Origin of the sequence: Brevundimonas sp. NIBR11 (genome assembly GCF_027912535.1) — a bacterium.
Classification (GTDB): Bacteria; Pseudomonadota; Alphaproteobacteria; order Caulobacterales; family Caulobacteraceae; genus Brevundimonas.
Window position 1 is genome coordinate 1,939,280 of record NZ_CP115465.1, and the last position, 25,951, is coordinate 1,965,230.

18 protein-coding genes and 1 tRNA gene are annotated in these 25,951 nt (G+C 67.4%); 5 read left to right on the forward strand and 14 right to left on the reverse strand.

Annotated features, from left to right (window positions below; genetic code table 11):
- Nucleotides 1-69: 69 nt before the first annotated feature.
- A complete protein-coding gene (locus O5O43_RS09895) occupies nt 70-780 on the forward strand; it encodes a hypothetical protein (protein ID WP_271083721.1) in 711 nt (236 codons plus the stop codon).
- A 316-nt stretch (nt 781-1,096) separates the two neighbouring features.
- Here the strand turns inward: O5O43_RS09895 and O5O43_RS09900 are convergent, their stop codons facing one another.
- Genes O5O43_RS09900 through O5O43_RS09910 form a run of 3 tightly spaced genes read right to left on the reverse strand, consistent with a single transcriptional unit; the run spans nt 1,097 to nt 4,612 of the window.
- Nucleotides 1,097-2,104, reverse strand: coding sequence for an adenosine deaminase (locus tag O5O43_RS09900; RefSeq protein ID WP_271083722.1), 1,008 nt, complete (start codon nt 2,102-2,104; stop codon nt 1,097-1,099).
- Nucleotides 2,105-2,137: 33 nt separating this feature from the next.
- A complete protein-coding gene (gene argS / locus O5O43_RS09905; RefSeq protein ID WP_271083723.1) occupies nt 2,138-3,940 on the reverse strand; it encodes an arginine--tRNA ligase in 1,803 nt (600 codons plus the stop codon).
- Nucleotides 3,941-4,612, reverse strand: coding sequence for a Tat pathway signal sequence domain protein (locus tag O5O43_RS09910; protein WP_271083724.1), 672 nt, complete (start codon nt 4,610-4,612; stop codon nt 3,941-3,943).
- Between the two features lie 133 nt (nt 4,613-4,745).
- Here O5O43_RS09910 and ispH point away from each other — a divergent pair, with 133 nt between their 5' ends.
- Nucleotides 4,746-5,717 (forward strand): 4-hydroxy-3-methylbut-2-enyl diphosphate reductase, encoded by a 972-nt coding sequence (gene ispH / locus O5O43_RS09915; protein ID WP_271083725.1) that lies wholly within the window; start codon nt 4,746-4,748, stop codon nt 5,715-5,717.
- A gap of 3 nt (nt 5,718-5,720) precedes the next feature.
- On the opposite strand, the gene O5O43_RS09920 is transcribed toward ispH, so the two are convergent.
- The 10 genes from O5O43_RS09920 to murC all read right to left on the reverse strand — a co-directional run bounded on the left by O5O43_RS09920 (nt 5,721) and on the right by murC (nt 19,302).
- Nucleotides 5,721-5,805: transfer RNA gene (locus O5O43_RS09920), tRNA-Leu, on the reverse strand.
- A 13-nt stretch (nt 5,806-5,818) separates the two neighbouring features.
- The gene (locus O5O43_RS09925) at nt 5,819-7,255 is read right to left on the reverse strand and encodes a M20/M25/M40 family metallo-hydrolase (protein WP_271083726.1); all 1,437 of its coding nucleotides are present in this window, start codon (nt 7,253-7,255) and stop codon (nt 5,819-5,821) included.
- Between the two features lie 64 nt (nt 7,256-7,319).
- Nucleotides 7,320-8,219: a UDP-3-O-acyl-N-acetylglucosamine deacetylase gene (gene lpxC / locus O5O43_RS09930; RefSeq protein WP_271083727.1), complete on the reverse strand. Its 900-nt coding sequence runs from the start codon at nt 8,217-8,219 to the stop codon at nt 7,320-7,322.
- A 303-nt stretch (nt 8,220-8,522) separates the two neighbouring features.
- Nucleotides 8,523-10,064 (reverse strand): cell division protein FtsZ, encoded by a 1,542-nt coding sequence (gene ftsZ, locus O5O43_RS09935; protein WP_271083728.1) that lies wholly within the window; start codon nt 10,062-10,064, stop codon nt 8,523-8,525.
- A gap of 243 nt (nt 10,065-10,307) precedes the next feature.
- Entirely contained in the window at nt 10,308-13,448 is a 3,141-nt protein-coding gene (locus O5O43_RS09940) for a TonB-dependent receptor (RefSeq protein WP_271083729.1), read from the reverse strand.
- Nucleotides 13,449-13,765: 317 nt separating this feature from the next.
- Nucleotides 13,766-15,091 carry a cell division protein FtsA gene (ftsA, locus tag O5O43_RS09945; protein WP_271083730.1) on the reverse strand — a complete coding sequence of 442 codons (1,326 nt, stop codon included), beginning with the start codon at nt 15,089-15,091 and terminating at the stop codon, nt 13,766-13,768.
- Between the two features lie 33 nt (nt 15,092-15,124).
- Nucleotides 15,125-16,018, reverse strand: a complete 894-nt coding sequence (locus O5O43_RS09950; protein ID WP_271083731.1) for a cell division protein FtsQ/DivIB — start codon at nt 16,016-16,018, stop codon at nt 15,125-15,127.
- Nucleotides 16,006-16,941 carry a D-alanine--D-alanine ligase gene (locus tag O5O43_RS09955; protein ID WP_271083732.1) on the reverse strand — a complete coding sequence of 312 codons (936 nt, stop codon included), beginning with the start codon at nt 16,939-16,941 and terminating at the stop codon, nt 16,006-16,008. The genes O5O43_RS09950 and O5O43_RS09955 overlap by 13 nt, the downstream gene beginning before the upstream one ends.
- A 16-nt stretch (nt 16,942-16,957) precedes the next feature.
- Nucleotides 16,958-17,866, reverse strand: a complete 909-nt coding sequence (gene murB, locus O5O43_RS09960) for a UDP-N-acetylmuramate dehydrogenase (RefSeq protein ID WP_271083733.1) — start codon at nt 17,864-17,866, stop codon at nt 16,958-16,960.
- Nucleotides 17,863-19,302 carry a UDP-N-acetylmuramate--L-alanine ligase gene (gene murC, locus O5O43_RS09965; RefSeq protein WP_271083734.1) on the reverse strand — a complete coding sequence of 480 codons (1,440 nt, stop codon included), beginning with the start codon at nt 19,300-19,302 and terminating at the stop codon, nt 17,863-17,865. Before murC ends, murB begins: the two co-directional genes overlap by 4 nt.
- Nucleotides 19,303-20,318: 1,016 nt before the next feature.
- On the opposite strand from murC, the gene O5O43_RS09970 reads away from it, so the two are divergent.
- From O5O43_RS09970 to O5O43_RS09980, 3 genes are all read left to right on the forward strand, one after another.
- Entirely contained in the window at nt 20,319-21,398 is a 1,080-nt protein-coding gene (locus O5O43_RS09970) for a site-specific DNA-methyltransferase (protein ID WP_271083735.1), read from the forward strand.
- Between the two features lie 176 nt (nt 21,399-21,574).
- Complete coding sequence (locus O5O43_RS09975) at nt 21,575-22,681, forward strand: glycosyltransferase family 4 protein (RefSeq protein ID WP_271083736.1); 1,107 nt, start codon at nt 21,575-21,577, stop codon at nt 22,679-22,681.
- A gap of 78 nt (nt 22,682-22,759) precedes the next feature.
- Nucleotides 22,760-24,907: an amylo-alpha-1,6-glucosidase gene (locus tag O5O43_RS09980; RefSeq protein WP_271083737.1), complete on the forward strand. Its 2,148-nt coding sequence runs from the start codon at nt 22,760-22,762 to the stop codon at nt 24,905-24,907.
- Here O5O43_RS09980 and mutY read toward each other — a convergent pair whose 3' ends face one another.
- Nucleotides 24,908-25,942, reverse strand: coding sequence for an A/G-specific adenine glycosylase (mutY, locus tag O5O43_RS09985; protein ID WP_271083738.1), 1,035 nt, complete (start codon nt 25,940-25,942; stop codon nt 24,908-24,910).
- Nucleotides 25,943-25,951: the final 9 nt, after the last annotated feature.

The following is a 25,951-nucleotide window of genomic DNA, read 5'->3' on the forward strand; positions in this document are numbered from 1 at the left end:
CCCCACCAGACGACGGCAACCAAGCACCGGCCGACGGGTCTCCCGGCCGGACATGTCAGGGAGAAAACGATGCAAAATCGAAACGACCGCAACCGCGGCTACGATGACAACCAGTCCAGCGGCTGGCGCGACGACGACGTGACGTGGGAAACCCGCGACCGGAACCGCGACGAAGGTCGCAGTTGGTCCTCCGGCGGCGCCGAACGCGACTTCCGACGCACCGAGGGCTACGGCCAGTCTTCGCGTGAAGGTCGCGGCGATTACGGGCGTTCGCCGACGTCCTATGACCAGTATGGCGCTTCATCCCATGACGCCTCGCGCGGCTACGGGGGTCGGTCCGACTGGAACCGCGACGGCGGCTATAGCCGGTCGCCGCGTTCGGGCGAGTTCGGTCAGGACTACGGTTACAGCCGCGCCTATGGCCAGGGCTCCAGCCAGAACTACGACCGGGGTCGCGGAGCGTACGGCGCAGGTTCCGGCCGGGGCGATCGCGGCGGCTACGGCTCGAACAATCCCGACCATGGCTACGCCCCCGGCGCCCAGATCTGGGAAGGTCGTGGCGGCGGCGCGCCGACCGGTCGCAGCGACTACGAGCCCGACTATCTGCACTGGCGCGATCAGCAGATGTCGAAGTTCGACCGCGATTACGACGAGTGGCGTTCCGAAAAGCGTCAGAAGTTCTCGTCCGATTTCGACACTTGGCGAAGCTCCCGCAACGCCATCGTCGAGAACGTCTCGGATGGCGGCACGGGCAGCCAGAAGGACGTCAAGAACAGCTGAGCCCTCAGGCTCGCTGAACGAGAGGGCTCCGGTTCGCCGGGGCCCTTTTCACATCGGCGGTGGCTCGGGATGTCGGAGACCCTGCCGAGAATAAATTTATGTTCGACATCAGAATCCCGACGCGGTCAGTCAGGGCGGGATACGGCTCACGATTTTCGCGCCTTGGTGACGGAGGGGCATATACTCCCAGGTCACGGTTCGCGGAGAGGGCGAACACCGGAAGTTTCGTCCGTTTCGTCACGATTGGTCACGTTTCGTCACCCAAAATCGCGTCATGACGAACCGGACGAACTGTCCCACTGCGGCCGTGAGCGCCTCAGGATGAGGCGTATAGGTCGACGGCGTCCATGTGCTTCAGCTTCTCGGCGTCCGACAGGAACGACCCCTCGAAGCTGTTCTTCGCTATCTCGGTGATCTGCTCCTTCGACAGCCCGACCGCCTCGGCCAGCCGGATGTAGTTGGCGTTCACATAGCCGCCGAAATAGGCCGGATCGTCCGAGTTCAGCGTCACATGCAGGCCCCTACGCAGCATCTCCGGCACAGGGTGGTCCTTCAGGTCCTTCACGACGCAGAGCTTGAGATTCGACAGCGGACAGACCGTCAGCGTCATCTGCTGGGCGGCCAGTCGCTGGATCAGGCTCTCGTCTTCCATCGATCGGTTTCCGTGATCCATCCGGTCGATGTGCAACAGGTCGAGCGCCTCGTGCACATAAGCCGGCGGCCCCTCCTCGCCAGCGTGGGCGCAGAGCTTCAGGCCCAGTTCCCGCGCCGCCGCGAAGACTCGCACGAACTTCGACGGCGGATGCCCGACCTCCGAGGAATCCAGCCCCACCCCGATGAAATGGTGCAGGTAGGGTTTGGCCATCTCCAGCGTCGCGAAGGCCTCCGCCTCCGTCAGGTGCCGCAGGAAGCTCAGGATCAGGCCTGAGGTGACCCCCAGTTCCGCCTTCGCCCGATCCATCCCGGCGATCAGCCCCTCCACCACCACGCCGAACTCTACGCCCCGGTCGGTGTGGGTCTGGGGATCGAAGAAAATCTCGGCGTGACGGACGTTGTCCGCCGCCGCCCTCTGGAAATAGGCGAAGGCCAGATCCTCGAAATCCCGCCGCGTCAGAAGGACGTTCGCTCCGGCGTAGTAGATGTCGAGGAAGTCCTGCAGGTTGGAGAAGTCATAGGCCGCCCTCACCGCATCCACGCTGTCGAACGGAATCTGGACCCCGTTCCGCTGGGCCAGCTCGAACATCAGTTCGGGCTCGAGCGAGCCCTCGATATGCAGATGCAGTTCGGCCTTGGGCAGGCCGGCGATATAGGCGTCGAGGGACATGGTCGCATCCGTGCTGGGTACGCCCAGTCTAGCCTACATCCGCTCTGGGGTGTCGATGCCCAACAGCCTGAGCGCCGTCTCCAGCTGCATCAGGGCCGCCGCAGACAGGGCCAGACGCGACCCCACCGTCTCCGGCTCCGATGCTGCCAGCACCGGGCAGGCCGCGTAGAACTTCGAAAAGGCCTGCGCCAGCCGGTAAGCATGCTCGGCGATCAGGTGCGGCGCTCGCTTGCCGTAGGCGTCCGAAACGGCCTGATCGAAGGCGTCCAGCGTCAGGACCAGATCCCGTTCCGCCGGCTCCTTGACGAAGATCGGCCCGGACAGCACGCCTTGGGCCTCGGCCTTTCGCAACAGGGATTTGATCCGCACGGTCTGATACAGGAGGTACGGCCCGGTCTTGCCCTCGAAGCTCATGAACCGGTCGAGGTCGAAGACGTAGCTGGTCGTGCGGCTGTTCGACAGATCGGCGAACTTCAATGCCGCGATGGCCACCTTGTGGGCGATGTCCTCGAACTCGTCTTGCGAAAGGTCGGCGCCCAGTTCGGCCTCCTTCAGCCGATCGCGCGCCTTGTCGGTCGCCTGGGTGATCAGGTCGTGCAGCTTCAGCACCCCGCCCGCGCGGGTCTTGAACGGCTTGCCGTCCGTGCCGTTCATGGTGCCGAAGCCCAGGTGCTCCAGCTCGCCCGGCTTGGCGTAACCGGCCAGGTAGGCGGCGCGATAGACCTGCTCGAAATGTTCGGCCTGACGTTCATCGACGACGTAAAGGATCAGGTCCGGGTTCAGGGTCTCGCGCCGGTCGACGATGGTCGCCAGATCGGTCGTGCCGTACATGGCCGAGCCTTCGGATGAGACCACCAGCAGCGGCGGCGGGCTGGGCGCCTCGATCACGGAACCGTCGGGCAGCTTCTTCTTGCGTGTCTCGCCGGGCCTGGCGACGTGCACCACCTGGGCGCCGTCGTCCTCGACCAGCAAACCCTTCGCTGTCAGGTCGGCGATCATCCCCGCCATGCGCGGATCGGCGTCGCTCTCGCCGTTCCACAGGTCGAAGGTGACATCCAGCGCTCCGAACTCTCTCTCCAGCGCCGTACGGCTGACCGCCACGAAATGTCGCCACAGAGCCCGATAGCCGAGCCGGCCGCTCTGGAGCTCGGCCGTCGCCTTTCTGGCGCGGTCGCGATAGGCTGCGTCTTCCTTGGCCTTGCCGGCCGCGAGCGGGTAGAGGCGCTCAAGATCGTCAAGGGTGACCGGGCTGTGATCCGGGAACGGTCCTTCGCCGTCGGCCAGGAAGGCGTCCGCCTTGCCCTCATCGCCCACGGCGACAATGAGCAGACCCATCTGGAAGCCCCAGTCGCCGAAATGGGCGTCGCCCCACACAGTGTCGCCCCGGAAGCGGAACAGCCGTTTCAGGCTCTCGCCGATGATGGATGAGCGCAGATGGCCGACGTGCATCGGCTTGGCCACGTTCGGGCCGGCGTAGTCGATGACGACCTTGCGCGGCTCGACGACACTGGAAGCGCCCGCCAGAACCGCATCATCCGCCACGCCCTGCGCACGCGAAGCCAGGGCCTCGTCGGAAACCTTGAGGTTGATGAAACCCGGCCCCGCGACCTCGACGGCCGACAGGCGCGGATCGGCGACCAGCCGCTCGGCCACGCGGCCGGCCAGTTCGCGTGGATTGGCCTTCAGAGCCTTTGCGGCGGCCAGGGCGCCGTTCGACTGGAAATCGGCCAGGTCGGGGCGGTCGGAAGCGGTCACGCGCGCGACGGACGCATCCACGCCTTCGGCGGCGAAGGCGGCCGCGACCGCTTCGCCGAGATCGGTCCTGAGATCGGTCATTTATTGCGCCGGAGGCGTCGTCGCGGCCTGACCCGCGGTCATGCGGAAGCGGCTGCCGGTACGGTTGAACTCGGCCATCTCAGGCGTCACGTCGAAGCCGATCAGGACCTCGAAGTTTCCGCCGCTGGTTTCGGCCGTGGCGCGCGGGATCACCACCGACTGCTCTTCGGTGACCGAGGCCGTTCGTGCGCCTTCGAAGTTCACCGGCAGATCGAAATACTCCTTGGCCAGGACGGCCTGGTTCCGCTCCGTGACCGCGATCCAGTAGCGGTAGGTGCGCTGGTCGGCCGTGGCCTGGGGACCCCGGCCCAGATTGAACAGGACGTTCATCTGCACCGTGATCGGCTCGTCGGCGTGATAGGCGCAGCCCGCCGTGACCCCTTCAATCTCGCCGGTGTAACCGACGTTGGCCGAGGCGGCCCGGCCGCCTTCCAGTTCCACGAACCGCGCGGCGTCGTAAAGGATTTTGACGTAGGGGCACGGGCCGGCGTTGGGCACGGACCGAAGGGGAGCGATGCGGGGCGCCCGGCTGCGTCCTCCGTTCTCTTCCTGCTGCTGCTGGGTGCTCCGGCCACGTTCCGGACGAGCGTCCGGGTCGCGCGACTGGGCCGACGCGGCTCCGGCGGAGACGAGGACCGACAAGGCGGCGAGGGCGACGGTCGCAAGGCGCATTGAGAAATCCGGAAATCTGGCGCTGACGGAACGCGGTCAGGCTTCCCGCCTGATAGCGGCTAAAGCGAGGCGTCGCAAACCAATCGCGCCCGCCCCTGTGGCGACGCAGCGCCGGAACGACTAGGTTTCGGCCATGGATGCGTTCGCCCCTTCTCCCGACGTCGCGCTTCGGCCGCTCACGGTCCGTATGGCCACCCCGCGTGGCTTCTGCGCCGGCGTCGACCGGGCCATCCAGATCGTCGAGCGCGCCATCGAGAAATTCGGCGCGCCCGTCTACGTCCGGCACGAGATCGTCCACAACAGGCATGTGGTGGATCGGCTCAAGGGTCTTGGCGCGATCTTCGTCAAGGACCTGGACGAATGCCCGGACGACCGGCCCGTGGTCTTCTCCGCCCACGGCGTGCCCAAGTCCGTGCCGGCCGCCGCCCGGTCGCGCGAGATGCTGTTTCTCGACGCCACCTGCCCCCTGGTCTCCAAGGTTCACGTCGAGGCTGAACGCCACCACGCCAATGGCCGCCACGTCATCCTCATCGGCCACGCCGGCCATCCTGAGGTGGTCGGAACCCTCGGCCAGTTGCCCGAGGGCGCCATCAGCCTGGTCGAGACGGTCGAGGACGCCGAAGTTTTCCAGCGTCCGGGTGACGCCCCGCTCGCTTACGCCACCCAGACCACTCTCTCGCTGGACGACACTTCCGAGATTCTGTCGGTTCTCAAGCGACGCTTCCCGGAACTGCCCGACCCGCACAAGGAAGACATCTGCTACGCCACCACCAATCGTCAGGAAGCGGTGAAGCGACTGGCGGACGGGTCCGACCTGGTCCTGGTGGTCGGCTCGAAAAACTCCTCGAACTCGATCCGGTTGGTCGAGGTCGCCCTGCGCTCCGGGGCGGCCGACGCCCGGTTGATCGACGACGCCTCCCAGATCGACTGGTCGTGGCTGGACGAGGTCTCGACCGTGGGCATCACCGCCGGCGCATCCGCCCCCGAACCGCTGGTCGAGGCGGTGGTGAGGGCGCTTCAGCAGCGCTTCGCCGTGACCCTCGCCGATGACCCCGGCGAGCCCGAGACGGTGACTTTCAAACTTCCTCGCGCCCTGACGAGTTAGGGTTGGTGCGGGCGGCCGGGGTCGAACCGGCATGACCGAAGTCGACAGATTTTAAGTCTGGTGCGTCTACCAGTTTCGCCACGCCCGCAGCTTTGTACCCCTTACTCCGCCGGACGCATGGCGCGGAAGTCCACATTGGAATCGGCGACAAGCCAGATGAGGGCGGCCCAGGCGGCGACGTTCTGGCGGAGCTGCTCAAGGTCGATCTTGTCCAGGGTGTCGTCGGCCGTGTGGTGCAGATCGAAATAGCGCAGGCCGTCCTGCTTCAGGCCGAAGACCGGAACGCCTGCCTCGACGATCGGGCCGATGTCGGCGCCCCCTTCGGTCTCCGGCTCGTTCGAGCGCAGGACGCCGATGGGATAAAGGACACGGTTGGCGGCGTCGGCGAAGGCGCTTGTCTGCGCTCCGGCCGGCAGTTGGAGGGCATAGACCCGGTCGGCCCCGAAATCGCTCTCGCCAGTGAATACGTGGTTGGCCAGGTCCTCGGGCGAGAGGCTGCGCAGATAGGCGCCGCCGCCGTTTCCGGTGTTGGTCGGCTGAGCCACCTCTTCCGATCCGTAAAGGATAACCCGGACGGTGCGGGCCGTGCGACCCTGTTCAGCGATGGCCTTGGCCGCTGCGATGGTGATCGCTCCGCCCGCGCCGTCGTCGATGGCGCCCGTTCCGAGGTCCCAGCTGTCCATGTGCGAGCCCAGGACGATGATCTCGTCCGCCCGGTCGCCCCGCCCCGGCATGTCGCCGATGACATTGTGCGAGGTCGTCTCATAGGTGTGGGCGGTGGACGACAGGTGGATCCGCACCGGATCGCCGTAGGAGACCAGTCGGCTGAGCTGGTCCGCGTCCGGGGCGCTAAGCGCGAAACCGGGGATGGGCACGACTCCGTTGACGTAGCGGGTGGTGCCGGTGTGCGGCATCCGGTGGTCGTCAGAGCCGGCAGAACGCATGATGAAGGCCAAGGCGCCCTTCGACGCCGCCGCCGAAGGGCCTGCGCCCCGGATACGCGTAAGAGGCCCGTATCCGGCGCCCGATTGCATGGCGACCATCTGACCGGCATCAACGTAGGCGATCTTGCCGGTCAGCGACCCGGCGGGCGCGGCGTTCAGGTCCTCCAGTGAGGTGAACCGCACGACCTCGGCCTCGATGCCGCCTTCGGGCGTACCTGGCGAATGGCCGAGGGCGGCGACGACCAGACGCTGAGGATGGGCGCCGACGATGGACGCGCTCTCCTGGCCCCGCTCCCAGCCGACCAGCGGGAATTCCTGGATGTGGACGTTCTTGAAGCCCTGCTCGCGCATATAGCCCGCGGCCCATTCGGCTGCGGCCGTCTCGGAGGCCGAACCGGCCGGGCGCGGTCCGAACCGCGTTGTCAGCTGCGTGACGTAGTCCATCGCCACGGTATCGCTCAGGGCGGCGTCGCGAACCCGTTCGGCCGCGCGGATAGTCGCGGCGTCCTGAGCCATGGCGGGGCCGGCGAGCACGGTCGCCAGGCTGAGGGCGGACACGGCGGCAAGCGCCGGACGACGGACGGAAGCGAACATGCCGAAACTCCAGATCACGGGATGGCCGGGACCCTAGAGCCAAGCTGCGGCAAGTTGAAGCGGCTTAACCGACCTCGGCCAGTTGCGGCTCGAGAACGACCTCGCGCCACGCGTGCGGCGCGGCCAGGAGAGCGCGGACCAGCAGGTTGTTCACCGCGTGGCCGGCTTTGTAGCCCTCGTAACGGCCCAGCAGCGGCGCGCCCAGGACATAAAGGTCGCCGATGGCGTCCAGCGCCTTGTGACGCACGAACTCGCGCTCCATGCGCAGGCCGCCGGGGTTCAGGATGTCGTCCCCATCGATGACGACCGCGTTTTCCAGCGAACCGCCGCGCGCCAGACCGGCCTGACGCAGGGCCTCGACCTCATGGGCGAAGCCGAAGGTGCGTGCGGCCATGATCTCGTCGCGGAAGGTCTGTTCGTCGACAACGAAGTCCACGACCTGATTGCCGATCACGGCGTTGTCGAAATCGATCTCGAACCGCATCTCGTAGCGGTCGCAGGGCAGCAGGGCCGCGTGCTTGTCGCCGTCCGTGACGTGGATCGACTCCAGAATCTCTATGTAGCGGATCGGCGTCGGCTGGCGGCGGAAGCCGGCGCGGTCCAGCAACTGGACGAAGGGCAGGGCCGAACCGTCCAGGATCGGCAGCTCGGGACCGTCCACCTCGACGATCGCGTTCGAGACGCCGAGCGCGCAGAAGGCGGCCATCAGATGCTCGATGGTCGACAGGCGAACGCCGGCCGCGTTCTCGATCATCGTGTTCAGACGGGCGTCGACCACGGCGTCGCCCGAGACGACGATGCGGTTGTCACGGTCGGTGATGTCGGTGCGGACGAAGACGATGCCCGTCCCGGTCGGCGCCGGACGAATGGCGAGACGCACGCGCTGACCCGTGTGCACGCCCACGCCCGCACAGATGGCGGGGGCGACCAGCGTCCGTTCGCGATGATCGTGGCGAGGAGGCAAAGGTGAAATCCACTGAACGCCCTGCGCACGGGGAGGCGCGCATGAGCGGAAGATCGATCCCTAACCAAGGCGCCACAACGCATAAACCAAAGTCGGGTTTCGAATTGTTTCGCAGATCGTAACCAAGCCGAGAGCCCAAGGCTTAGGGCTTAGAGCTTAGGGCTTAGAGCTTAGGGCTTAGGCCGAAACGGACTGATGGTCTCACGAGCAAAAGGGCGGCCCTCTCGAGCCGCCCTTCAAAGTTTGAGTCTGACCTAGGCCCTAAGGCCTAAGCCCCGAGACCTAAGCCCTATCCCTTACCTTCTAGTTCGCCAGTCGGCGGAGAAAGGACGGGATCTCCAGATCATCCTCCGCCACCGGGGCCTGGTCTTGCACAGGCTGAGCGGTCTGACGCAGCTGCGGCTGGGCGCGCGAAGGCGCGGGTGCCGGAGCGTAAGCGGTCTGGGCGCGCGGCTTCTTGCCGAACAGGCTCCAGCCGGACTTGCGGTGATCGCGGTCGTCGTAGGCCGGCTCGTCGTATTCCGACACCTGCGGCGCGGCCGGAGCGCGGTCCATGTAGAGGTCGCCCTGGTCGGCGCGCGTGGAGACGGCGGCGGGCTTGGCCTCGAACTCCTCGACCCAGGGATCGACGATCGGCTCCAGCGAGCGGGGCTCTTCGGCGACGTGGATAACCGGCTCGGGCGCACGGGCGACAACCGGCTCCGGGGCCTGGAAGGTCGGGACGACCGGGGCGGGCTCGGGCGCGCGATAGGCGGCCTCGGCGCGAACCGGCTGGCGGACGGGCTCAGGGGCGCGCGGAGCCTCGGCGACCGGAGCGGCGCGACGCGGGTCGTGGAAGGCGGTCTGGCGCGGCGCGACCGGCTCGATCTTGGCGGTGGCGACTTCGTCCATGCCGGTCGCGACGACCGACACGCGGATCTTGCCGTCCAAAGCCGGATCGAAGGCGGCGCCGAAGATGATGTTGGCGTCGCCGTCAACTTCCGCCGAGATGGCGTTTGCGGCCTCGTCGACTTCCAGCAGGGTCATGTCCAGACCGCCGGTGATGTTCACCAGCACGGCCTTGGCGCCCTTGAGCGAGGTCTCGTCTAGCAGCGGGTTGGCGATGGCGTTCTGGGCGGCCAGCAGGGCGCGGTCATCGCCCGAGGCCTCGCCCGTGCCCATCATCGCCTTGCCCATCTCGGACATCACAGCGCGGACGTCGGCGAAGTCGAGGTTGATCAGACCCGGCAGGATCATCAGGTCGGTGATCGAGCGAACGCCCGAGTGCAGGACCTGGTCGGCCATGCCGAAGGCGTCGGCGAAGGTCGTGCGCTCATTGGCGACGCGGAACAGGTTCTGGTTCGGAATGACGATCAGGGTGTCGACGTAGCGTTGCAGCTCGGCGATGCCTGCATCGGCCAGACGCATGCGGTGACGGCCTTCGAAGGTGAAGGGCTTGGTCACGACGCCGACCGTCAGGATGCCGCGGTCGCGCGCGCATTTGGCGATGATCGGCGCGGCGCCGGTGCCGGTGCCGCCACCCATGCCGGCAGTGATGAAGACCATGTGCGCGCCTTCGAGGTGCGCATGAATTTCGTCGGCGGATTCCTCGGCGGCGTTCATGCCGACTTCAGGGTGGGCGCCGGCGCCGAGACCTTGCGTGATCGTCTCGCCCAGCTGAATGCGCTGGTCGGTCTTGGCGAACGACAGGTGCTGGGCGTCGGTGTTGGCGACGACGAACTCGACCCCTTCGAGGCCGGCGTCGATCATGTTGTTGACGGCGTTGCCGCCTGCTCCGCCCACGCCGAAGACGACGATCCGGGGCTTCAGTTCCGTGGCCGTGGGGCGCACCAGCGAGAGAGACATCTTCAAACCGACCTTTGTTCCGACCCTGCCCTTTGACTGTCCAGTGCGAGTCCCCGCCGATTCGCATTGGTTATGAGCGCGTTAAGGATCGCTCATCGTCGTTAAGGGAAGGTTACCGGATAGCGTGAGTCGGACCGCTGGCGAGGCCTGTCCCCAAGCGTGGCCGCAAAAAAGCTTGTCGGGGACAAAAAGAAAGGGCGGCCCGAGGGCCGCCCTTTCCAGCTTCAGGTCGTCTGACCCGACTTAGTACTTGTAGTTCAGGCCGATGAAGAAGCGACGGCCGTAGAAGTCGAACGTATCGGCCGACGTGTTGCCCAGGTAGACGTCGGGCTCGCGATCCAGGAGGTTCACGACACCGCCACGCAGCACCAGTTCGTCGTTGACCTGCCAGCGGACCGTCACGTCGTGCTGGAAGTAGTCCTGCGTGAAGAACTGGCTGAACGCACGCGTGTCGTTGTTCGTCAGCAGGACCTGCTTGTCGACGAGCTGCTGCGCCGTCTGGAACTCCATGTTCCAGGTCACGGCCAGATCAGCCCACGGCGAGTAGGTGACCGACTGCAGGAAGCGAACGCGCGGCAGTTCTAGCGAACCAGCGAAGCTGGTCTGTTGGGCGGGCTGGGCGATGTTCGTGAAGTCGTCCTGACGGATCAGGTAGTTGCCACGGATCGAGTAGGAGATGTTGCCCCAGTCGCGGCCGATGAAGGTATCGGCGATGTCCGTGTCGTACTTCAGGGTGAAGTCGATGCCCGAGTTGTTCGTCTTGGCGAAGTTGATCGAACCCTGGATGAAGCTCGACACGCCGAACGGAGCCGTGCCGCCAGAGCCGGCAGCGCCGACGCGGGTCAGGGTGGCGCAGGCGGCAGGGTCGAGCGCTCCGCCGTCCACGCAACGGTTGGCGGCGGCTTGAGCGGTCACAGCCGAGATCACGTTCGAGATTTCGATCTGGTAGTAGTCCAGAACGATCGACAGACGCGGGAAGATGCGCGGCGTCAGCACGGTCGAGAAGGTGAAGCTTTCCGACTCTTCCGGCAGCAGGAAGGGGTTGCCCTGGTTGAAGCCCGAGACGCTGGACGACGGGATCGACGTCGAGTCCGGGTTGTAACCGGCGCCGAGCAGAGCCGTACAGTTGGCGCGGCGGTTGGCCTGGATTTCCGGCGTAGCGTTACGGATCTGCTGGAAGTCGCAGGGGTCGACGAAGCCGTTGGCGAACGTCTGGCTCGGCGGCAGGAAGGTTTCCGACAGCGACGGCACGCGGATGGCTTCACCGACCGAGGCGCGGAACATGATATCCTCGACCGGACGGTAGACGGCCGTCACGTTGTAGGTGTCGGCCTTGCCGATGGTCGAGTAGTCGGACGTGCGGTACGCACCGGCCAGTTCGAGCAGTTGAGCGCCAGGCAGGTCGCGCAGCAGCGGGATGCGCAGCTCGGCGAAGGCCTCCTTGGTGTCGTACTCGGCGGCGGGGAAGTCGGCGCTCGAGTTCAGGAACAGGAAGCGGTCGCCGTAGGACTGAGCGCGGCCCGTGCCGACGGTTTCTTCCTTGCGGTATTCCAGACCGGCGGCGATGCCGATCGGGCCGGCGCCCCAGAAGTCCCAGAGGTTACCCGAAGCGAAGGCGACCGCATCGGTTTGCTCATTGGTGTGGGCGGTGAAGACCTCGGCGGCCGAGTAGGCCTTGGCCGCGTCGGAGAAGCCGCCTTCGCCGAATACGCGGCCGGGGGTGCACTGGGTCACCGTCGGGTTGGTCGGGCTCAGCGTGCCGCCACGGATACGGTCCGGGATGGCGATGCCTTGGGCGGCCAGCAGCTGGACGCGGCAGACGATCTGGCCGGGCTGGCCGTTGACGCGGCCCAGGGTGTCGCGAACGGCGTCGATCTGGAACTGGAAGCGTTCGACGTCGAGCGAGTCGCCTTCCAGGTTGTAGTTGTCGACCTTGCCGTAGGTGCCGCTGATTTCCCAGTTGAAGTCGTTCAGGAACAGGAAGCGGTCGGCGTCGCCGCGGATGCCGGCGACGTAGCGCTCGACGGTCCGTTCGTTGCGCTGGCTGCGGTCTCCCGAGATGTCGCGGGTGATGAGCGACAGGACGGCGCGCTGGTCGGCGACAGTGCCGGTCACGACGCCGGCCGAGTTGATCACCGGGCGGGTGTTGGCCAGGATCGCGGCGCGAACCGTCGGATCGAGGTAGGCGTTGTCCAGACCGATGTTGAAGGCGCTCGACGAGAAGATGCCCGGCGTGGTGTTGGCCGGAACGTTGCCGATGCCGATGTCGAAGAAGGCCGGCTGGCCGCGGTAGAAGTTCTCTTCCGTGACATACTTGGCTTCACCGAAGATATTGATGCTGTCGGTCAGGTCGAAGTTGACGCCGGCCTGGTAACGCTGCTGGTTCGAAGCTGGAATCCGGTCGACCTGGCTGAGGCCCGTCAGGGTGTTCTCGCCGTCGCCGCCGACCGTCAGGGTGCGGTGATAACCGGCCGTCGAACGAATCGAGCCGAAGTTGGCGGCGCGAGCCACGCCGCTCGAGTCGAACGCGAAGGTGCGGCCCGGATCGGCGGCGAAGCAGTTGCCGGCCTGCGACAGGTTGCCGCCGCCGTACAGGGTGTTGGTGTTCTGGCTGGCCGTGGTGGCGGCGCAGGGCAGGACGGCGATGTTCGAGGTCGGCAGGACCTGACCGGCCAGGGTGACGATACCACCGCGCGTCGTGCGCAGGTCATTCAGCGGGCCCACGAGGACGTTGTCGAGAACGCCGTCGAAGTTGGCGCCCGGGGGCAGGTCGGCATCGACGCCCAGCAGGATGGTGCCGCGACGACGCCAGGCGATGTCGGCGTCCTTGACCGCTTGGTTCTCCTGGTACTCGGCGAAGCCGTAGACGTTCAGGCGGTCGTCCAGCAGGTTGGCGCCGGCCGTGACCGAGATACGGCCGTTCAGTTCGCCGTTCTTGTTGATTTGGTTCAGGGAGGTGTCGATCTCCAGCCCTTCGTAGTCGCGACGCATGACGAAGTTGACGACGCCCGAGACGGCGTCCGCGCCGTAAACGGCGGCCGAACCGCCGGTGACGATTTCGACGTTCTGGATCAGCGTGGACGGGATGGTGTCGACGTCGACCTGCAGCTGACCCTGGGGCGCGCCGACGTGGCGGCGTCCGTCGACCAGCACCAGCGTGCGGTTCGAACCGAGGTTGCGCAGGTTCAGCAGGGCCAGGCCGCCCGTGTTCAGCACGGCGCCGGTGGTGTCTTCCGGCACTTGCGAGCCCTGCAGGGCGGGGACGTCGGCCAGATAGTCGACCAGGTTCGGCTGGCCCGACTGCAGGATTTCCTCACGGCCGACCTGGATCAGGGGCTGAGGAGCGTTCGCCGGATCGACGCGACGGATGCGCGAACCCGTCACGACGACTTCTTCAACCTGCGTGGTGTCTTGGTCCTGCGAGGCAGGAGCCGACGACTGGGCGAACGAAGGAGCCGCTAGGGCGACGACGCCCGCGATGATGGTCGTACCGAAAAGGTGCTTGCGAGTAATTAGCATATGCTTGGCCCCAATGACTGAATGACACGCGGCAGTCCTCTTGCGAGGATGACCGTTCTGGCGCGTTGCTAGTCAGAGAATGGAAGCGGGGCAACCATTGCGGCGCGACTGCGGCGAATGGAACTCGGATTTGTTACACTTCGGACACACCATGGACACGGTGAAGTCAGCGAGGAAATCCCCTAAAGATTGTCACGCAGCCAGCCCGCCGCCCGCGCTACGAGATTGCCGCCCTGTACTCGCGGCGCATCCGCTGCGCTGATCTGCCGCGACATCAGTTTGCGGGCGGACACCGCCTCACGTGGCCCGTAGGCCGCACGCAACAGGACGCCGGCCGCCGAACAGAAGGCCGGACCGGCCGCTGAGTCGGCCAGATGGGGGGCTCGCTGGGGGCGGCCGAGGCGCACAGGCCGGTCGAACACCCGCACCGCGAGCTCCCGCACGCCGTTGAGCTGGCTCGCGCCCCCGGCCAGAACCAGGCCGGCGCCGGGCTCAAGGCCCACGCCTGCGTTCCGCAGACGGTCCCGAAGCAACTCCAGCGTCTCTTCCACACGCGGCGCGATGACGGTCTTCAGCATGGCCCGGGGCACGATGACGGGACCGGCGGCGGCGTCCTCGCCGCGCGGCGGGGCCTCCAGCATCTCGCGATCCTCGTTGGCGCTGGCCATGGCCGAGCCGTGCAAGGTCTTCAGCCGCTCGGCGCCCGCCTTCGACGTCGAGAGGCCGCGCGCGATGTCGGAGGTGACGTGATCCCCGCCGACGTTGAGCGATTCGATGTGCAGCAGGGACCGGCCGCCCCAGACGGCGGCGGAGGTCGAACCGCCGCCCATGTCGATGCAGACGCAGCCCAGATCCATCTCGTCTTCCTCGAGCGAGGACAGGGAGGAGACCACCGGCGCGGCGGCCACGCCCTGCAGGTCGAGGTGGGCCAGTTCCAGACAGTGGCTCAGGGACGCGAACGCGCTCTCGGCCATCGACACGACCAGCAGGTCGAGCCCCAGCGAACCGCCGCGCATGGCGCGGGGATCGTGCACGCCGCGGGCGCCGTCGACCGACCAGCCGATCGGCAGGACGTGGATCGGGCGGCGGTTCGGCAGGCGGATCTGGGCGAGGGCCATGCCGATGGCGCGGGCCAGATCGGCATCGCCGACGGGATTGGCGCCCAGGGAGACGCGGGCCTGTACGCGATGGCTGGCCATCTGGCCGATGGCGGTGGTGACGATGACGCCCGAGACCGGAGCGCCGGCCGTGCGTTCGGCCCGTTCGACGGCGTGGCCGATGGCTTGCGCGGCCTCGTCCATATTGACGATGGCTCCGCCCCGCACGCCCTTGGACTGGACATGGCTGGCGCCGGCGACGCGGATGGTGCGATCGGCGTGACGGACGCCGTCCGGCTTCATGATGAAGCAAGCGACCTTGGACTGGCCCAGGTCCAGCGCAGCCACAACCGGCGCGCGGGTCGCCGCCCTGCCCGCTTCCGTCGTGGAATCCGCCTTCTTGCCCGCCATAAGCCTGCCGCCTCTACTCTATATCTTTGTGTTTCAGGCGCCGACGCCCGGACGCACGGCCACCTGGCCCTCGGTCCGGAGATCGATGCGTGAGAAGCCGAGCTCCAGCAGCCGCTCGCGTTGGTCGAGCGCGTCGAGCTGGATCAGGGCGGCCTCCTGCTTCACGGCCGGCAGCTGAATGAGACCGCCGTCCCGAAGCCTCAGGTCCCAGCGCCGCTCGTCGACGCGGACCAGGGCGTCGATGCGGCTCATCAGGCGCGGCCGTTCGGCCAGCAGGGGCAGGATGTCGCCCGCCGCCGTATCGGCGCCGGCGCCGACCACCAGCGGCAGGTTCGGGTAGCGGCCCGGGTCGGCGCCGGGGATGGCGCGGCCCTCCCCATCGATGACAAAGGTTTGGCCCCGGGTCTGCCAGACCGCGAGGCGATCGTGTTCCTTGACGTCGACGATCAGGGTGTCGGGCAGCAGGCGGACGACGCGGGCTTCCTTGACCCAGCCGACCGACTGAACGCTGGCTTGCAGCGCGTCGAGGTCGAGGGTGGTGATCGGCTGTCCGGCCTGGACGTCCAGCGCCCGCTGGATCGCCGGGGTCGCCTCGGCCGAAGCGCCGGTGATGTGAACGCGGCGAAGCTTCAAGCCCATGCCGGTCGTGATCTGGTCCATGCCGTGAGTGACCGACTGGCCGATCCGCTCGGCCCGCGCCCCGGTGGCCAGCACCAGGGCCAGGACGCCGACGCCGGCGCAGATCGACAGGACGACGGCGCGAGGCGTCAGATCCAGACGACCGAGGGCCGCCATCTTGCCGGGCACGCCGCCGACGCTGCGGGGCGCGGCGCCACGCGAGCGACCGCCCTGCCCTTTGGGCGCAGCGCTCCGCTTGGGCGCAGACGCGACATTCGCGCGCCGACCGCCGCGCACTACCGCGGGCATGAGGCGTCCTCCACCATCCACCGGACCAGATCTTGGTAAGTCATCCCGACGTAGGCGGCCTGCTCCGGAACCAGAGAGGTCGGCGTCATGCCGGGCTGGGTATTGACCTCCAGCAAGACGAGATCGTCGTTAACATCGTCATAACGGAAGTCGGAGCGGGACACCCCGCGACAGCCGAGGGCGAGGTGCGCCTGCTCGGATTCCCGCATGGCGGCTTCGAAAACGCGAGGCGGGAGGTCGGCGGGAAGCTTGTGGACAGATCCGCCCGGCGCGTATTTGGCCTCGTAGTCGTAGAAGCCCTTCACCGGCGTGATGTCGGTCACGGTGAGGGCGCGGGGGCCGGTCGCCTCTCCGATGACGGCCACGCACAGTTCCTTGCCCGGGATGTAGGGCTCGACCATGACCTTTTCGCCGTAGGTCCAGTCGTCGGCGCCGACCGCCCGGACCCTGTCATCGCCTTCGCGGACCAGATAGACGCCGACCGAGGAGCCCTCGGCGTTCGGCTTGATGACGTAGGGCGGCGGGATGACGTGGCGGGCGGCCACCTCGTGGCGGTCGAAGAGACCGCCGCCTGGCACCTTGACCCCGGCGGCGTTCAGGACGGCCTTGGTCTTTTCCTTGTCCATCGTCAGGGCCGAGGCCAGGACGCCGGAGTGGGTGTAGGGAATTTGCAGCGTCTCCAGGATGCCCTGGACGCATCCGTCCTCGCCCCATTCGCCGTGCAGGGCGTTGAAGACGACGTCGGGTCTGAGCTCGGCCAGGACCTGAGCGAGGTCGCGGCCGGCGTCGACCCTGCTGACTTTGGCGACCTGACCTTCAAGGGCGTCGGCGCAGCCCTTCCCCGAGGACAGGGACACCTCCCGCTCGGAGGACAGTCCGCCCAGCAGGACGGCGACATGCATCTCTGAGAGCGGGCGGGACATGAGAGGGATCTGCGAACTAGGGGCGGCCGATCCTCTTGATCTCCCATTCAAGGTTTACGCCGAGTTTACTTTGAACGTCAGCGCGGACGGTTTCCCCCAATCCTTCGATGTCGGCGGCGGTCGCCTCGCCCGGATTGATCATGAAGTTGGAGTGGAGATCGGAGAACAGGGCCCCGCCGCCGGTGACGGCGTGGAGCTTGCCGCGCCAGCCCGCCTCGTCGACCAGTTTCCAGGACGAATGGCCGGGCGGGTTCTTGAAGGTGGAGCCGCCGGTCTTTTCGCGGATCGGCTGGGTTGTTTCGCGGCGCGAGGTGATCTCGGCGATGCGGGCGGCGACAGCGTCAGGCTGGTCGGCCGTCCCGCGATAGGTCGCCTCGATCCAGATGATGTCGGCGGGCGCCTCGGAGTGGCGGTAGGTGTAGCCGAAATCGGCGAGCGCATAGTCGACGCGTTCGCCGGACCGGGTCAGGCCCCAGGCGGAGACGAGAACGTCCTTTGTTTCGGAGCCGTAGCAACCCGCGTTCATGGTCAGGGCGCCGCCGATCGTGCCGGGTATGCCGGCGTAGAATTCGAGACCCGCGAGGCCTGCCTTGGCCGACGCCTTGGCGACCATGGCGTCGAGAGCCCCGGCCCCGGCGGTGATCGTGCCGCCCTCGGTCGCGATCCCGGCGAAGGGACGGCCCGCCAGACGGATGACCACGCCCTCGACGCCGCCGTCGCGAACGATGACGTTGGAGCCGACGCCCAACACCATGACCGGGACGGACGGATCGAGCGCCTTCAGGAAGGCGGCGAGGTCGTCGGCGTCGGCCGGGATGAACAGGACCTCGGCGGCCCCGCCGACGCGGAACCAGGTAAACGGCCCGAGCGGCTCGTCGCGGAGCAGCTTGCCGCGAACGGTGGGGAGGCTATCGGTCCAGCTCATGCGGACAGCGCCTCAAGCTGCGCCGGGAGGGCGTAGGCCCAGGCGGTGATGTCGCCGGCGCCGAGAAGGACGACGACGTCGCCGGGCTTGGCTTCCTCGGCGATGACGCGCGGCAGGACGGCGGCGTTCTCGAGCGGGGAGACGCGGAGATGGCCGTAGCGGCGGACGCCGTCGACCAGCGCCTGTTTATCGACGCCCTCGATGGGACTTTCGCCCGCAGCATAGACGTCGGCGACGATGACGCTGTCGGCGTCCGAGAAGCTGGTCGAGAACTCGTCCATCAGGTCGCGCAGACGGGTGAAGCGGTGCGGCTGGACCACGGCGATGACGCGGCCCCCTCCTTCCGCGGTATGGGCGACCTGACGGGCGGCCTTGAGGACGGCGGCGATCTCGACCGGGTGGTGGCCGTAGTCGTCGACGATGCGGACGCCGTTGACCACCCCCGTGGTGGTGAAGCGGCGCTTGACCCCAGCGAAGCTGGCGAGGCCGGCGCGGATGGCGTCGTCGGACACGTCCAGTTCGCGGGCCACGGCGATGGCGGCGAGGGCATTGGCGACGTTGTGCCAGCCGGCCATGGGCAGGTGCAGGCCGGTGATACGGACGGGCTCGGCGCCGCCGCGATCCTGGATGACCACGTCGAAACGGGCGCCGTCCGGGCTCATGTCGCAGTTGTCCGCGCGGACCATGGCCTGGGGGTTCATGCCGTAGGTGACGATGCGGCGGTTATCGATGGAGGCGACCAGTCGCTGGACCTCGGGGTGGTCGAGGCAGACGGCGGCGAAGCCGTAGAAGGGGATGTTCTCGACGAAGTCGCAGAAGGCTTTCCGCACCGCGTCGAAATCGCCGTAGTGATCGAGGTGTTCCGGGTCGATGTTGGTGACGATGGCCACCGTGGACTTCAGGCGCAGGAAGCTGCCGTCCGACTCGTCGGCCTCGACCACGATCCAGTCGCCGTCGCCGACCTTGGCGTTGGTGCCATAGGCGTTGATGATCCCGCCGTTGACCACGGTGGGATCGAGCCCGGCGGCGTCCAGCAGGGCCGCGACCATGGAGGTCGTGGTGGTCTTGCCGTGGGTGCCGCCGACCGCGATCGAGAACTGCAGCCGCATCAGCTCGGCCAGCATCTCGGCCCGGCGGACCAGGGGGATGCGGCGCTCGCGGGCGATCATCATCTCGGGGTTCGAGGCCTTGACGGCGGTCGAATAGACGACGGCCGAGACGCCCTCGCCGATGTGGGCGGCGTCGTGGCCGATGAAGATTTTTGCGCCGAGGGCCGCGAGCCGTTCGGTGTTGGCGCTGGATTTGGCGTCCGAGCCCTGAACCGAATAGCCGATCTTGAGCATGATCTCGGCGATGCCGCTCATCCCGATGCCGCCGATGCCGACGAAGTGGACGGGACCGAGGTCGAACGGAACGGGGCGAAGGCGTGCGATCATCGAAGCGTCATAGCGAGGGTGAAATCGGAATGCACTCTTGGATCATCCTCCCTCGCCCTCGGGGGAGGGAGAAGCTCTGAGCCAGACGTGGCTCATCGCTCCTCCGCTGCGAACGGGTTGGGGAAGTCGACGGAGCCTGGGCGTTCGCCCGGAACCGATGTGGCCCCCTGCTTTCGCGTTACGGGGACCGATGAAATGTTTTTCGGCTCGCGCCGAGGCTCCGTCCCCGACCGGGTCCGCGAGCGTCGCCCAGCGGGTGTACGGACACCCCGGGAGGGGTCTGCATCATCGTCGCAACGATGATTGACCACAGGTCCCGGGTCCTTTGGACCCTCAGGCGATAGGCCCGCGACGGGCGGCGGGCTCAGGCCCGCCGGGCTCCGAGGTTTCACGCCCCTCGAACATTCGCTTCGGGAGCCAAATCGTTGGCTCCCTCCACGACTACCCGCTACGATCGGCCCCGCCGCACGTCCGGGTCCTGGGCCCAGGACGCCTTCCCCAACGACGGGATGGGGAAGAGTGTACGCCCGGTTTGGGAGGCGCCTGGGATAAAGGCCTTAATCAGAGCCGGGCGTTGAATTCGTTGGGGTCCTAGGTCGGTCCGTTGATGGGTGTCGACGCTTTTACCCTCTCCCGGCGGGAGAGGGCTTGAGGTTCGGAGAGCGCAGCGATCCGCCAACCCGAAAGGGTGAGGGGCTGATTTCTCAGTTGGGGTAGGCCGCGATCGTGCGACGGCTCACGCCGATGGACATGCCAGCCCCTCACCCTTTCGCGCAAGGACGACGGCTGCGCCGCCGCGCGCTCAAGCCCTCTCCCGCCGGGAGAGGGTCGGTGCGATCTAAGTCCCATGACCCCCGACCGCCGTACGCCGACCTTCGAGCGGTACGGCGCCGATTGTGATCCGATCAGCGAGAGCGGTGGGATCACCCCGCGGCTGCCGGTGATTTCGGCGGCGAGCTAACGCTGCCTTAACCACAAGGATTCACGGTTGCGGCTCCACTCCCCGGGGCGCGTCCGTGACCGATCTGAAGACCGACATCATCCATCGTGGCGACTGCTTGGAGGTCTTGCGCGGCCTGCCCGACAAGTCCGTGGACATGGTCTTCGCCGACCCGCCCTATAATTTGCAGCTGGGCGGCGACCTGCTGCGGCCCGACAATTCCAAGGTCGACGCGGTCGACGACGACTGGGACAAGTTCGACAGTTTCGCCGCCTATGACGCCTTCTGCCGCGACTGGCTAAAGGAATGCCGCCGGGTCTTGAAGGACGAGGGCTCGATCTGGGTGATCGGCAGCTATCACAACGTCTTCCGCCTGGGCGCCGCGATCCAGGACATCGGCTACTGGGTCCTGAACGACATCATCTGGCGCAAGTCCAACCCGATGCCGAACTTCAAGGGCACGCGGTTCACCAACGCCCACGAGACCCTGATCTGGGCCGCCAAGTCGCGGGATCAGAAGCGCTATACCTTCAACTACGACGCCCTGAAGGCCTTCAACGAAGACACCCAGATGCGGTCCGACTGGACCTTCGCCCTGTGCACGGGCGAGGAGCGGATCAAGGGCGAGGACGGCAAGAAGGCCCATCCGACGCAGAAGCCCGAGGCCCTGTTGCACCGGGTCATACTGGCGGCGACGAGGCCGGGCGACGTGATCCTAGATCCCTTCTTCGGCACCGGCACGACGGGGGCGGCGGCCAAGCGACTGGGTCGGCAATACATCGGCATCGAGCGCGATCCGGAATACGCCAAGGTCGCCGAGACGCGGATCAAGGCGGTCATCCCGGCCAAGCCCGAGGACCTGGTCGTGACCGGCTCCAAGCGGGCCGAGGTCAAGGTGCCCTTCGGCGCCCTGGTCGAGGCGGGTCTGCTGTCGCCGGGCGACACGCTCTATTGCCCCAAGGGGGAGCGGGAAGCGCGGGTGCGGGCCGACGGGTCGCTTGTCTCGGGCCAGCTGACGGGGTCGATCCACAAGCTGGGGGCGCTGCTGGAGAACGCGCCGGCGTGCAACGGGTGGACCTACTGGCGCTTCCGCACCGACACGGGCCTTCGTTCCATCGACGCCTTGCGCGCCGAGGTGCGGGCGGGGATGCAGTAGCCTATGCTAAGTCCTTAATTTGATTGAGAGCGATGCGGCTGTGTCGGGTACCGAGCTTTTGTGAAGCCGCTAACCCGTCGCTTTCATTGCCGAAAATCGGCGTTCCGGCCGGAACTTCGCAGTTGCGATATCATTGATGTCTTCGGCCCGGCTGAGCGGGTCGGAGCACGCACGCCATGAAGATCGCCCAAGTCACCCCGCTTTACGAGGCCGTCCCTCCTAAGCTCTACGGGGGCACCGAACGGGTGGTCGCCCATCTGACCGACGCCCTGGTCGATCTGGGCCATGACGTCACCCTTTTCGCCTCGGCCGAGGCGCAGACCAAGGCCCGCCTGATCCCGGTGCGCGATCAGGCAATCCGGCTGGATCCTGCGCCGCTGAAGTCCGATCTGGCTTCGCACATGACCATGCTGTCGGAGGTCCTGCGCCGCGCGGACGACTTCGACGTCATCCATTTCCACACCGACATGATCCATTTCCCGTTCTTCGAGAAATGCGCCAACAAGACGCTGACGACCCTGCACGGGCGGCTGGACATGAAGGACCTGACGGAGGTCTATGAGCGCTGGCCGGAGTTCGGGCTGGTGTCCATTTCCGACGACCAGCGGCGGCCGCTGGCCTTCGCCAATTGGAAGGCGACGGTCCATCACGGCATGCCGGCCGAACAGTACCGGTTCTCGCCGAAGTCCGAGGGCTATCTGGCCTTCCTGGGCCGCATCTCGCCGGAGAAGCGGCCGGACCGGGCCATCGAGATCGCCACCAAGCTCGGCAAGCCGCTGAAGATGGCGGCCAAGGTCGATGCGGCGGACCGGGTCTATTACGAGACCAAGATCAGGCCGCTGATCGACGGCAATCCGCTGATCGAATTCATCGGCGAGATCGGGGATCATCAGAAGTCCGCCTTCCTGGGCGGGGCCGAGGCGCTGCTGTTCCCGATCGACTGGCCCGAGCCCTTCGGTCTGGTGATGATCGAGGCGATGGCCTGCGGAACGCCGGTGGTGGCCTTCCGCTGCGGTTCGACGACCGAGGTCATCGAGGATGGCGCGACCGGCTTCCTGGTCGATACCCTCGAGCAGGCCGTGGCCGCGGCCGACCGCGCGTCGATGCTGGACCGCGAAGCGATCCGGGCGCGGTTCGAGCTTCGCTTCTCGGCCACGGCGATGGCTCGACGGTATCTGGACGTCTACGGCGACCTGCTGGCCCGACGGCCGTATGCCGAGACGGTTCTGGACGACGTGGTGGTGCCGCTGCACGAAGATCGAAGCTTCGCCGCTTCCGCCTGAACCTAACCACGCCTCGGCCATTTTCCCTTCGCATTCGCAAACCACGCTGGTGGGAGACGGGCGCCTTAGCGAGGTTTCATGGACGACGGCTATTCGGTGCAGCAGACGGCCGCGGAGAGCGCGGAGACCGGCGGGCTCGACACCCTGCAGGCCCTCAAGGACGCGGACACCTTCCTGGTGGCCGACAACTGGGGCGACCTGAAGGGCGGGGCCGACGGCCTGTTCGACCATGACACGCGGATCCTGTCGCGGTTCCTGATGACCGTGGGGCTGGCGCGGCCGTCGCGACTGAGTTCCGGCGTGAGCCGGGACAATGTCTTCTTTACCGCCCACACGACCAACCGGCCCCTGCCCCCCATGGGCGGGCGGTCGGCGCCGGCGGGGGTGCTGCACATCGAGCGGCGGCGCTTCGTCTGGGACCGGCGGATGTTCGAGCGGGTGCGGATGGTCAACCATGGGGTGGAGGACGTCCTGCTGCCCTTGGCCTTCGAGTTCGGGGCCGATTTCGCCGACATCTTCCAGGTTCGCGGAACGCTGAGGGAGAAGCGTGGGACGTCCGAGGCGCCGACGCACGACGGGCGGCGGGTGACGTTCCGCTATGTCGGACTGGACGACGTGGTGCGGACCAGTTGCCTGGCCTTCTCGGAGCCGCCGGCGCGGCTGACCGGGACGCGGGCGGAGTTCATGTTCAGCCTGCCCAAGGGGCGGGAGATGGACCTCTATATCGAGTGCGGGGCCGTGGCCTGTGAGACGCCGGACCCGCAGAGGTGGCGCGAGAACGCGGTCGCAGCGCAGCTGGCCATGCGGCGCAGACGCAGGCGGGGCGCCTCGCTGAGGGGGCCGCGCAGTCCGCGCTTCAACGCCTGGCTGGACCAGTCGCGATCGGACATCGCGCTTCTGACCACCGACCTGCCGACGGGGCCCTACCCCTATGCGGGGACGCCGTGGTTCTCCACGCCGTTCGGGCGGGACGGGATCATCTGCGCCTGGCAGATGCTGTGGCTCGATCCCTCCCTGGCCAAGGGGGTGCTGACCTATCTGGCGAGGCGGCAGGCGACGGAGACCAGCGCTTTCCAGGACAGCCAGCCCGGCAAGATCATGCATGAGACCCGGGGCGGCGAGATGAGCGGCCTCGGCGAGGTTCCGTTCGGCCTCTATTACGGCGGGGTCGACACCACCTGTCTGTTCGTGGCCCTGGCCGGGGCCTATTTCCGCAGAACGGGCGACCTGGAGACGATCCGGGCGCTGTGGCCCAACCTCATCGCCGCGACGGAGTGGATGCGGGACTATGGCGACAGCAACGGCGACGGGCTGATCGACTACGCCCGCGCGGCCGAGACGGGGCTGTCGAACCAGGGCTGGAAGGACTCGGAGGACTCGATCTTCCATTCCGACGGGCGGTTCCCGAAGGGACCGATCGCGCTGCTGGAGGTGCAGGGCTATGCCTTCGCCGCCTGGCGGGCGATGGCCGACCTGGGGGCCTTGATCGGCGATGCGCGGGCCATGGCCTGGGACAATCAGGCCGACGAAATCCGCTCGCTCGTCGAGGAGCGGTTCTGGATGGAGGACGAGCAGTTCTACGCCATCGCGCTGGACGGCGACGGCGAGCCTTGCGAAGCCATCGGGTCGAACGCCGGGCATCTGTTGTTCACCGGCCTGCCGACGGCGACGCGGGCGGCGGCGGTGACGAAACGGCTGCTGGGCGGCGAGTTCCGCTCCGGCTGGGGTCTGAGGACGCTGGCGCGGGGTCAGGCCCGGTTCAATCCGATGAGCTACCACAACGGCTCGGTCTGGCCGCACGACACCTCCCTGGGCGTGGCGGGCATGGCCCAATACGGCGAACGGGATGCGGTCGGGTCGATCCTGGGCGAGATCTACGAGGCCGCCAGCCATTTCCACATGCGGCTGCCCGAGCTGTTCTGCGGCTTCGAACGGGAGCCCGGCGAAGGTCCGATCGCCTATCCGGTCGCCTGCCTGCCCCAGGCCTGGGCGGCGGGGTCGGTCTTCCTGATGCTGCAGGCGTCGCTGGGGGTGTCGATCGACGCTCCGAACAGGACGATCACCGTCAACGCCCCCGCCCTGCCCTCCGGGATCGAGCGGCTGACCGTCAGCCGGCTGCAGGTCGGCGAGGCGACGGTCGACCTGGCCTTCGAAAGGGTCGGCGATCAGGTCGTGGTCATGCCGAGGAACCGTGTCGGAGACGTGCGGGTGGTGACGACGCGCTGATCAGCAGGCCAGAGCCCGTTCCAGCGCCTTGCGGAAGACGGTCGGCAGGGCGGCCAGCGCCTCGGGTTCGGGCGTCCAGAGGAAGTCGCCCTGCCCTGTCGCGACCCGAATCGTCAGGGTCAGCGAGAAGTGGGTGAACACGTGCTCGATGGCGCCAGCCTCGGTCCAGGCGGCGGCGACGGGCGGGGTCTCGTCCGGCGCATCCACGGTCCAATCACTGGTCGGGAGGCCGACCATGCCGCCGAGGAGGCCCTTGGCCGGGCGGCGGACGAGGGCGACGCGGCCGGCGCCGTCGCGAAGGACCCAGGCGACGCCTTGGCGGTGCGGGCGGGCGGCCTTCTTCGTCTTGACCGGATAGCGTTCGGGCTCACCCCTGGCGCGGCCGGCGCACCACGGCGAGATCGGGCACATCAGGCAGAGCGGGGACTTGGGACGGCAAACACCCGAGCCGAGGTCCATCAGCGCCTGGGCCCAGTCGCCGGGGCGGTCGTCAGCGACCAGGATCGCGGCCAGGCGTCTGAGCTCGGGCCGGGCGGCGGGGACCGGGGTCTCGACGGCGAACAGGCGGGCGACGACGCGCTCGACATTGCCGTCCACGACATTGGCCGCGCGCTCGAAGGCGATGGCCGCGACGGCGGCGGCGGTATAGGCGCCCACCCCCGGCAGGGCCAGCAGGGCCGCTTCGGTGTCGGGGAAGACGCCGCCATGGTCGTTGGCGACGGCGCGGGCGCAGGCCAGCAGGTTGCGCGCGCGGGCGTAGTAGCCGAGGCCGGCCCAGGCGGCCATCAGGTCGGCGTCCTCTGCGGCGGCGAGGTCGGAGACGGTGGGCCAGCGGGCGGTGAACCGCTCGAAATAGGGGGTGGCGTGGGGGACGGTCGTCTGCTGCAGCATCACCTCGGACAGCCAGACGCGGTAGGGATCGGCGCGGGTCGCGGCGCCGGGCGGGGCGCGCCACGGCAGGGTGCGCGCATGGGCGTCGTACCAGGCCAGCAGGGCGGCGCGGATCGCGGCTGTGTCGTGCGGGACGGCAGTCATCTGTCGCGC

Bases quoted from the DNA above. Each gene is read 5' to 3' on its own strand.
- O5O43_RS09895 (WP_271083721.1), top strand. From the start codon at position 70: ATGCAAAATCGAAACGACCGCAACCGCGGCTACGATGACAACCAGTCC.
- O5O43_RS09900 (WP_271083722.1), bottom strand. From the start codon at position 2,104: ATGTCCCTCGACGCCTATATCGCCGGCCTGCCCAAGGCCGAACTGCAT.
- argS (WP_271083723.1), bottom strand. From the start codon at position 3,940: ATGACCGATCTCAGGACCGATCTCGGCGAAGCGGTCGCGGCCGCCTTC.
- O5O43_RS09910 (WP_271083724.1), bottom strand. From the start codon at position 4,612: ATGCGCCTTGCGACCGTCGCCCTCGCCGCCTTGTCGGTCCTCGTCTCC.
- ispH (WP_271083725.1), top strand. From the start codon at position 4,746: ATGGATGCGTTCGCCCCTTCTCCCGACGTCGCGCTTCGGCCGCTCACG.
- O5O43_RS09925 (WP_271083726.1), bottom strand. From the start codon at position 7,255: ATGTTCGCTTCCGTCCGTCGTCCGGCGCTTGCCGCCGTGTCCGCCCTC.
- ftsZ (WP_271083728.1), bottom strand. From the start codon at position 10,064: ATGTCTCTCTCGCTGGTGCGCCCCACGGCCACGGAACTGAAGCCCCGG.
- ftsA (WP_271083730.1), bottom strand. From the start codon at position 15,091: ATGGCGGGCAAGAAGGCGGATTCCACGACGGAAGCGGGCAGGGCGGCG.
- O5O43_RS09950 (WP_271083731.1), bottom strand. From the start codon at position 16,018: ATGCCCGCGGTAGTGCGCGGCGGTCGGCGCGCGAATGTCGCGTCTGCG.
- O5O43_RS09955 (WP_271083732.1), bottom strand. From the start codon at position 16,941: ATGTCCCGCCCGCTCTCAGAGATGCATGTCGCCGTCCTGCTGGGCGGA.
- murB (WP_271083733.1), bottom strand. From the start codon at position 17,866: ATGAGCTGGACCGATAGCCTCCCCACCGTTCGCGGCAAGCTGCTCCGC.
- murC (WP_271083734.1), bottom strand. From the start codon at position 19,302: ATGATCGCACGCCTTCGCCCCGTTCCGTTCGACCTCGGTCCCGTCCAC.
- O5O43_RS09975 (WP_271083736.1), top strand. From the start codon at position 21,575: ATGAAGATCGCCCAAGTCACCCCGCTTTACGAGGCCGTCCCTCCTAAG.
- O5O43_RS09980 (WP_271083737.1), top strand. From the start codon at position 22,760: ATGGACGACGGCTATTCGGTGCAGCAGACGGCCGCGGAGAGCGCGGAG.
- mutY (WP_271083738.1), bottom strand. From the start codon at position 25,942: ATGACTGCCGTCCCGCACGACACAGCCGCGATCCGCGCCGCCCTGCTG.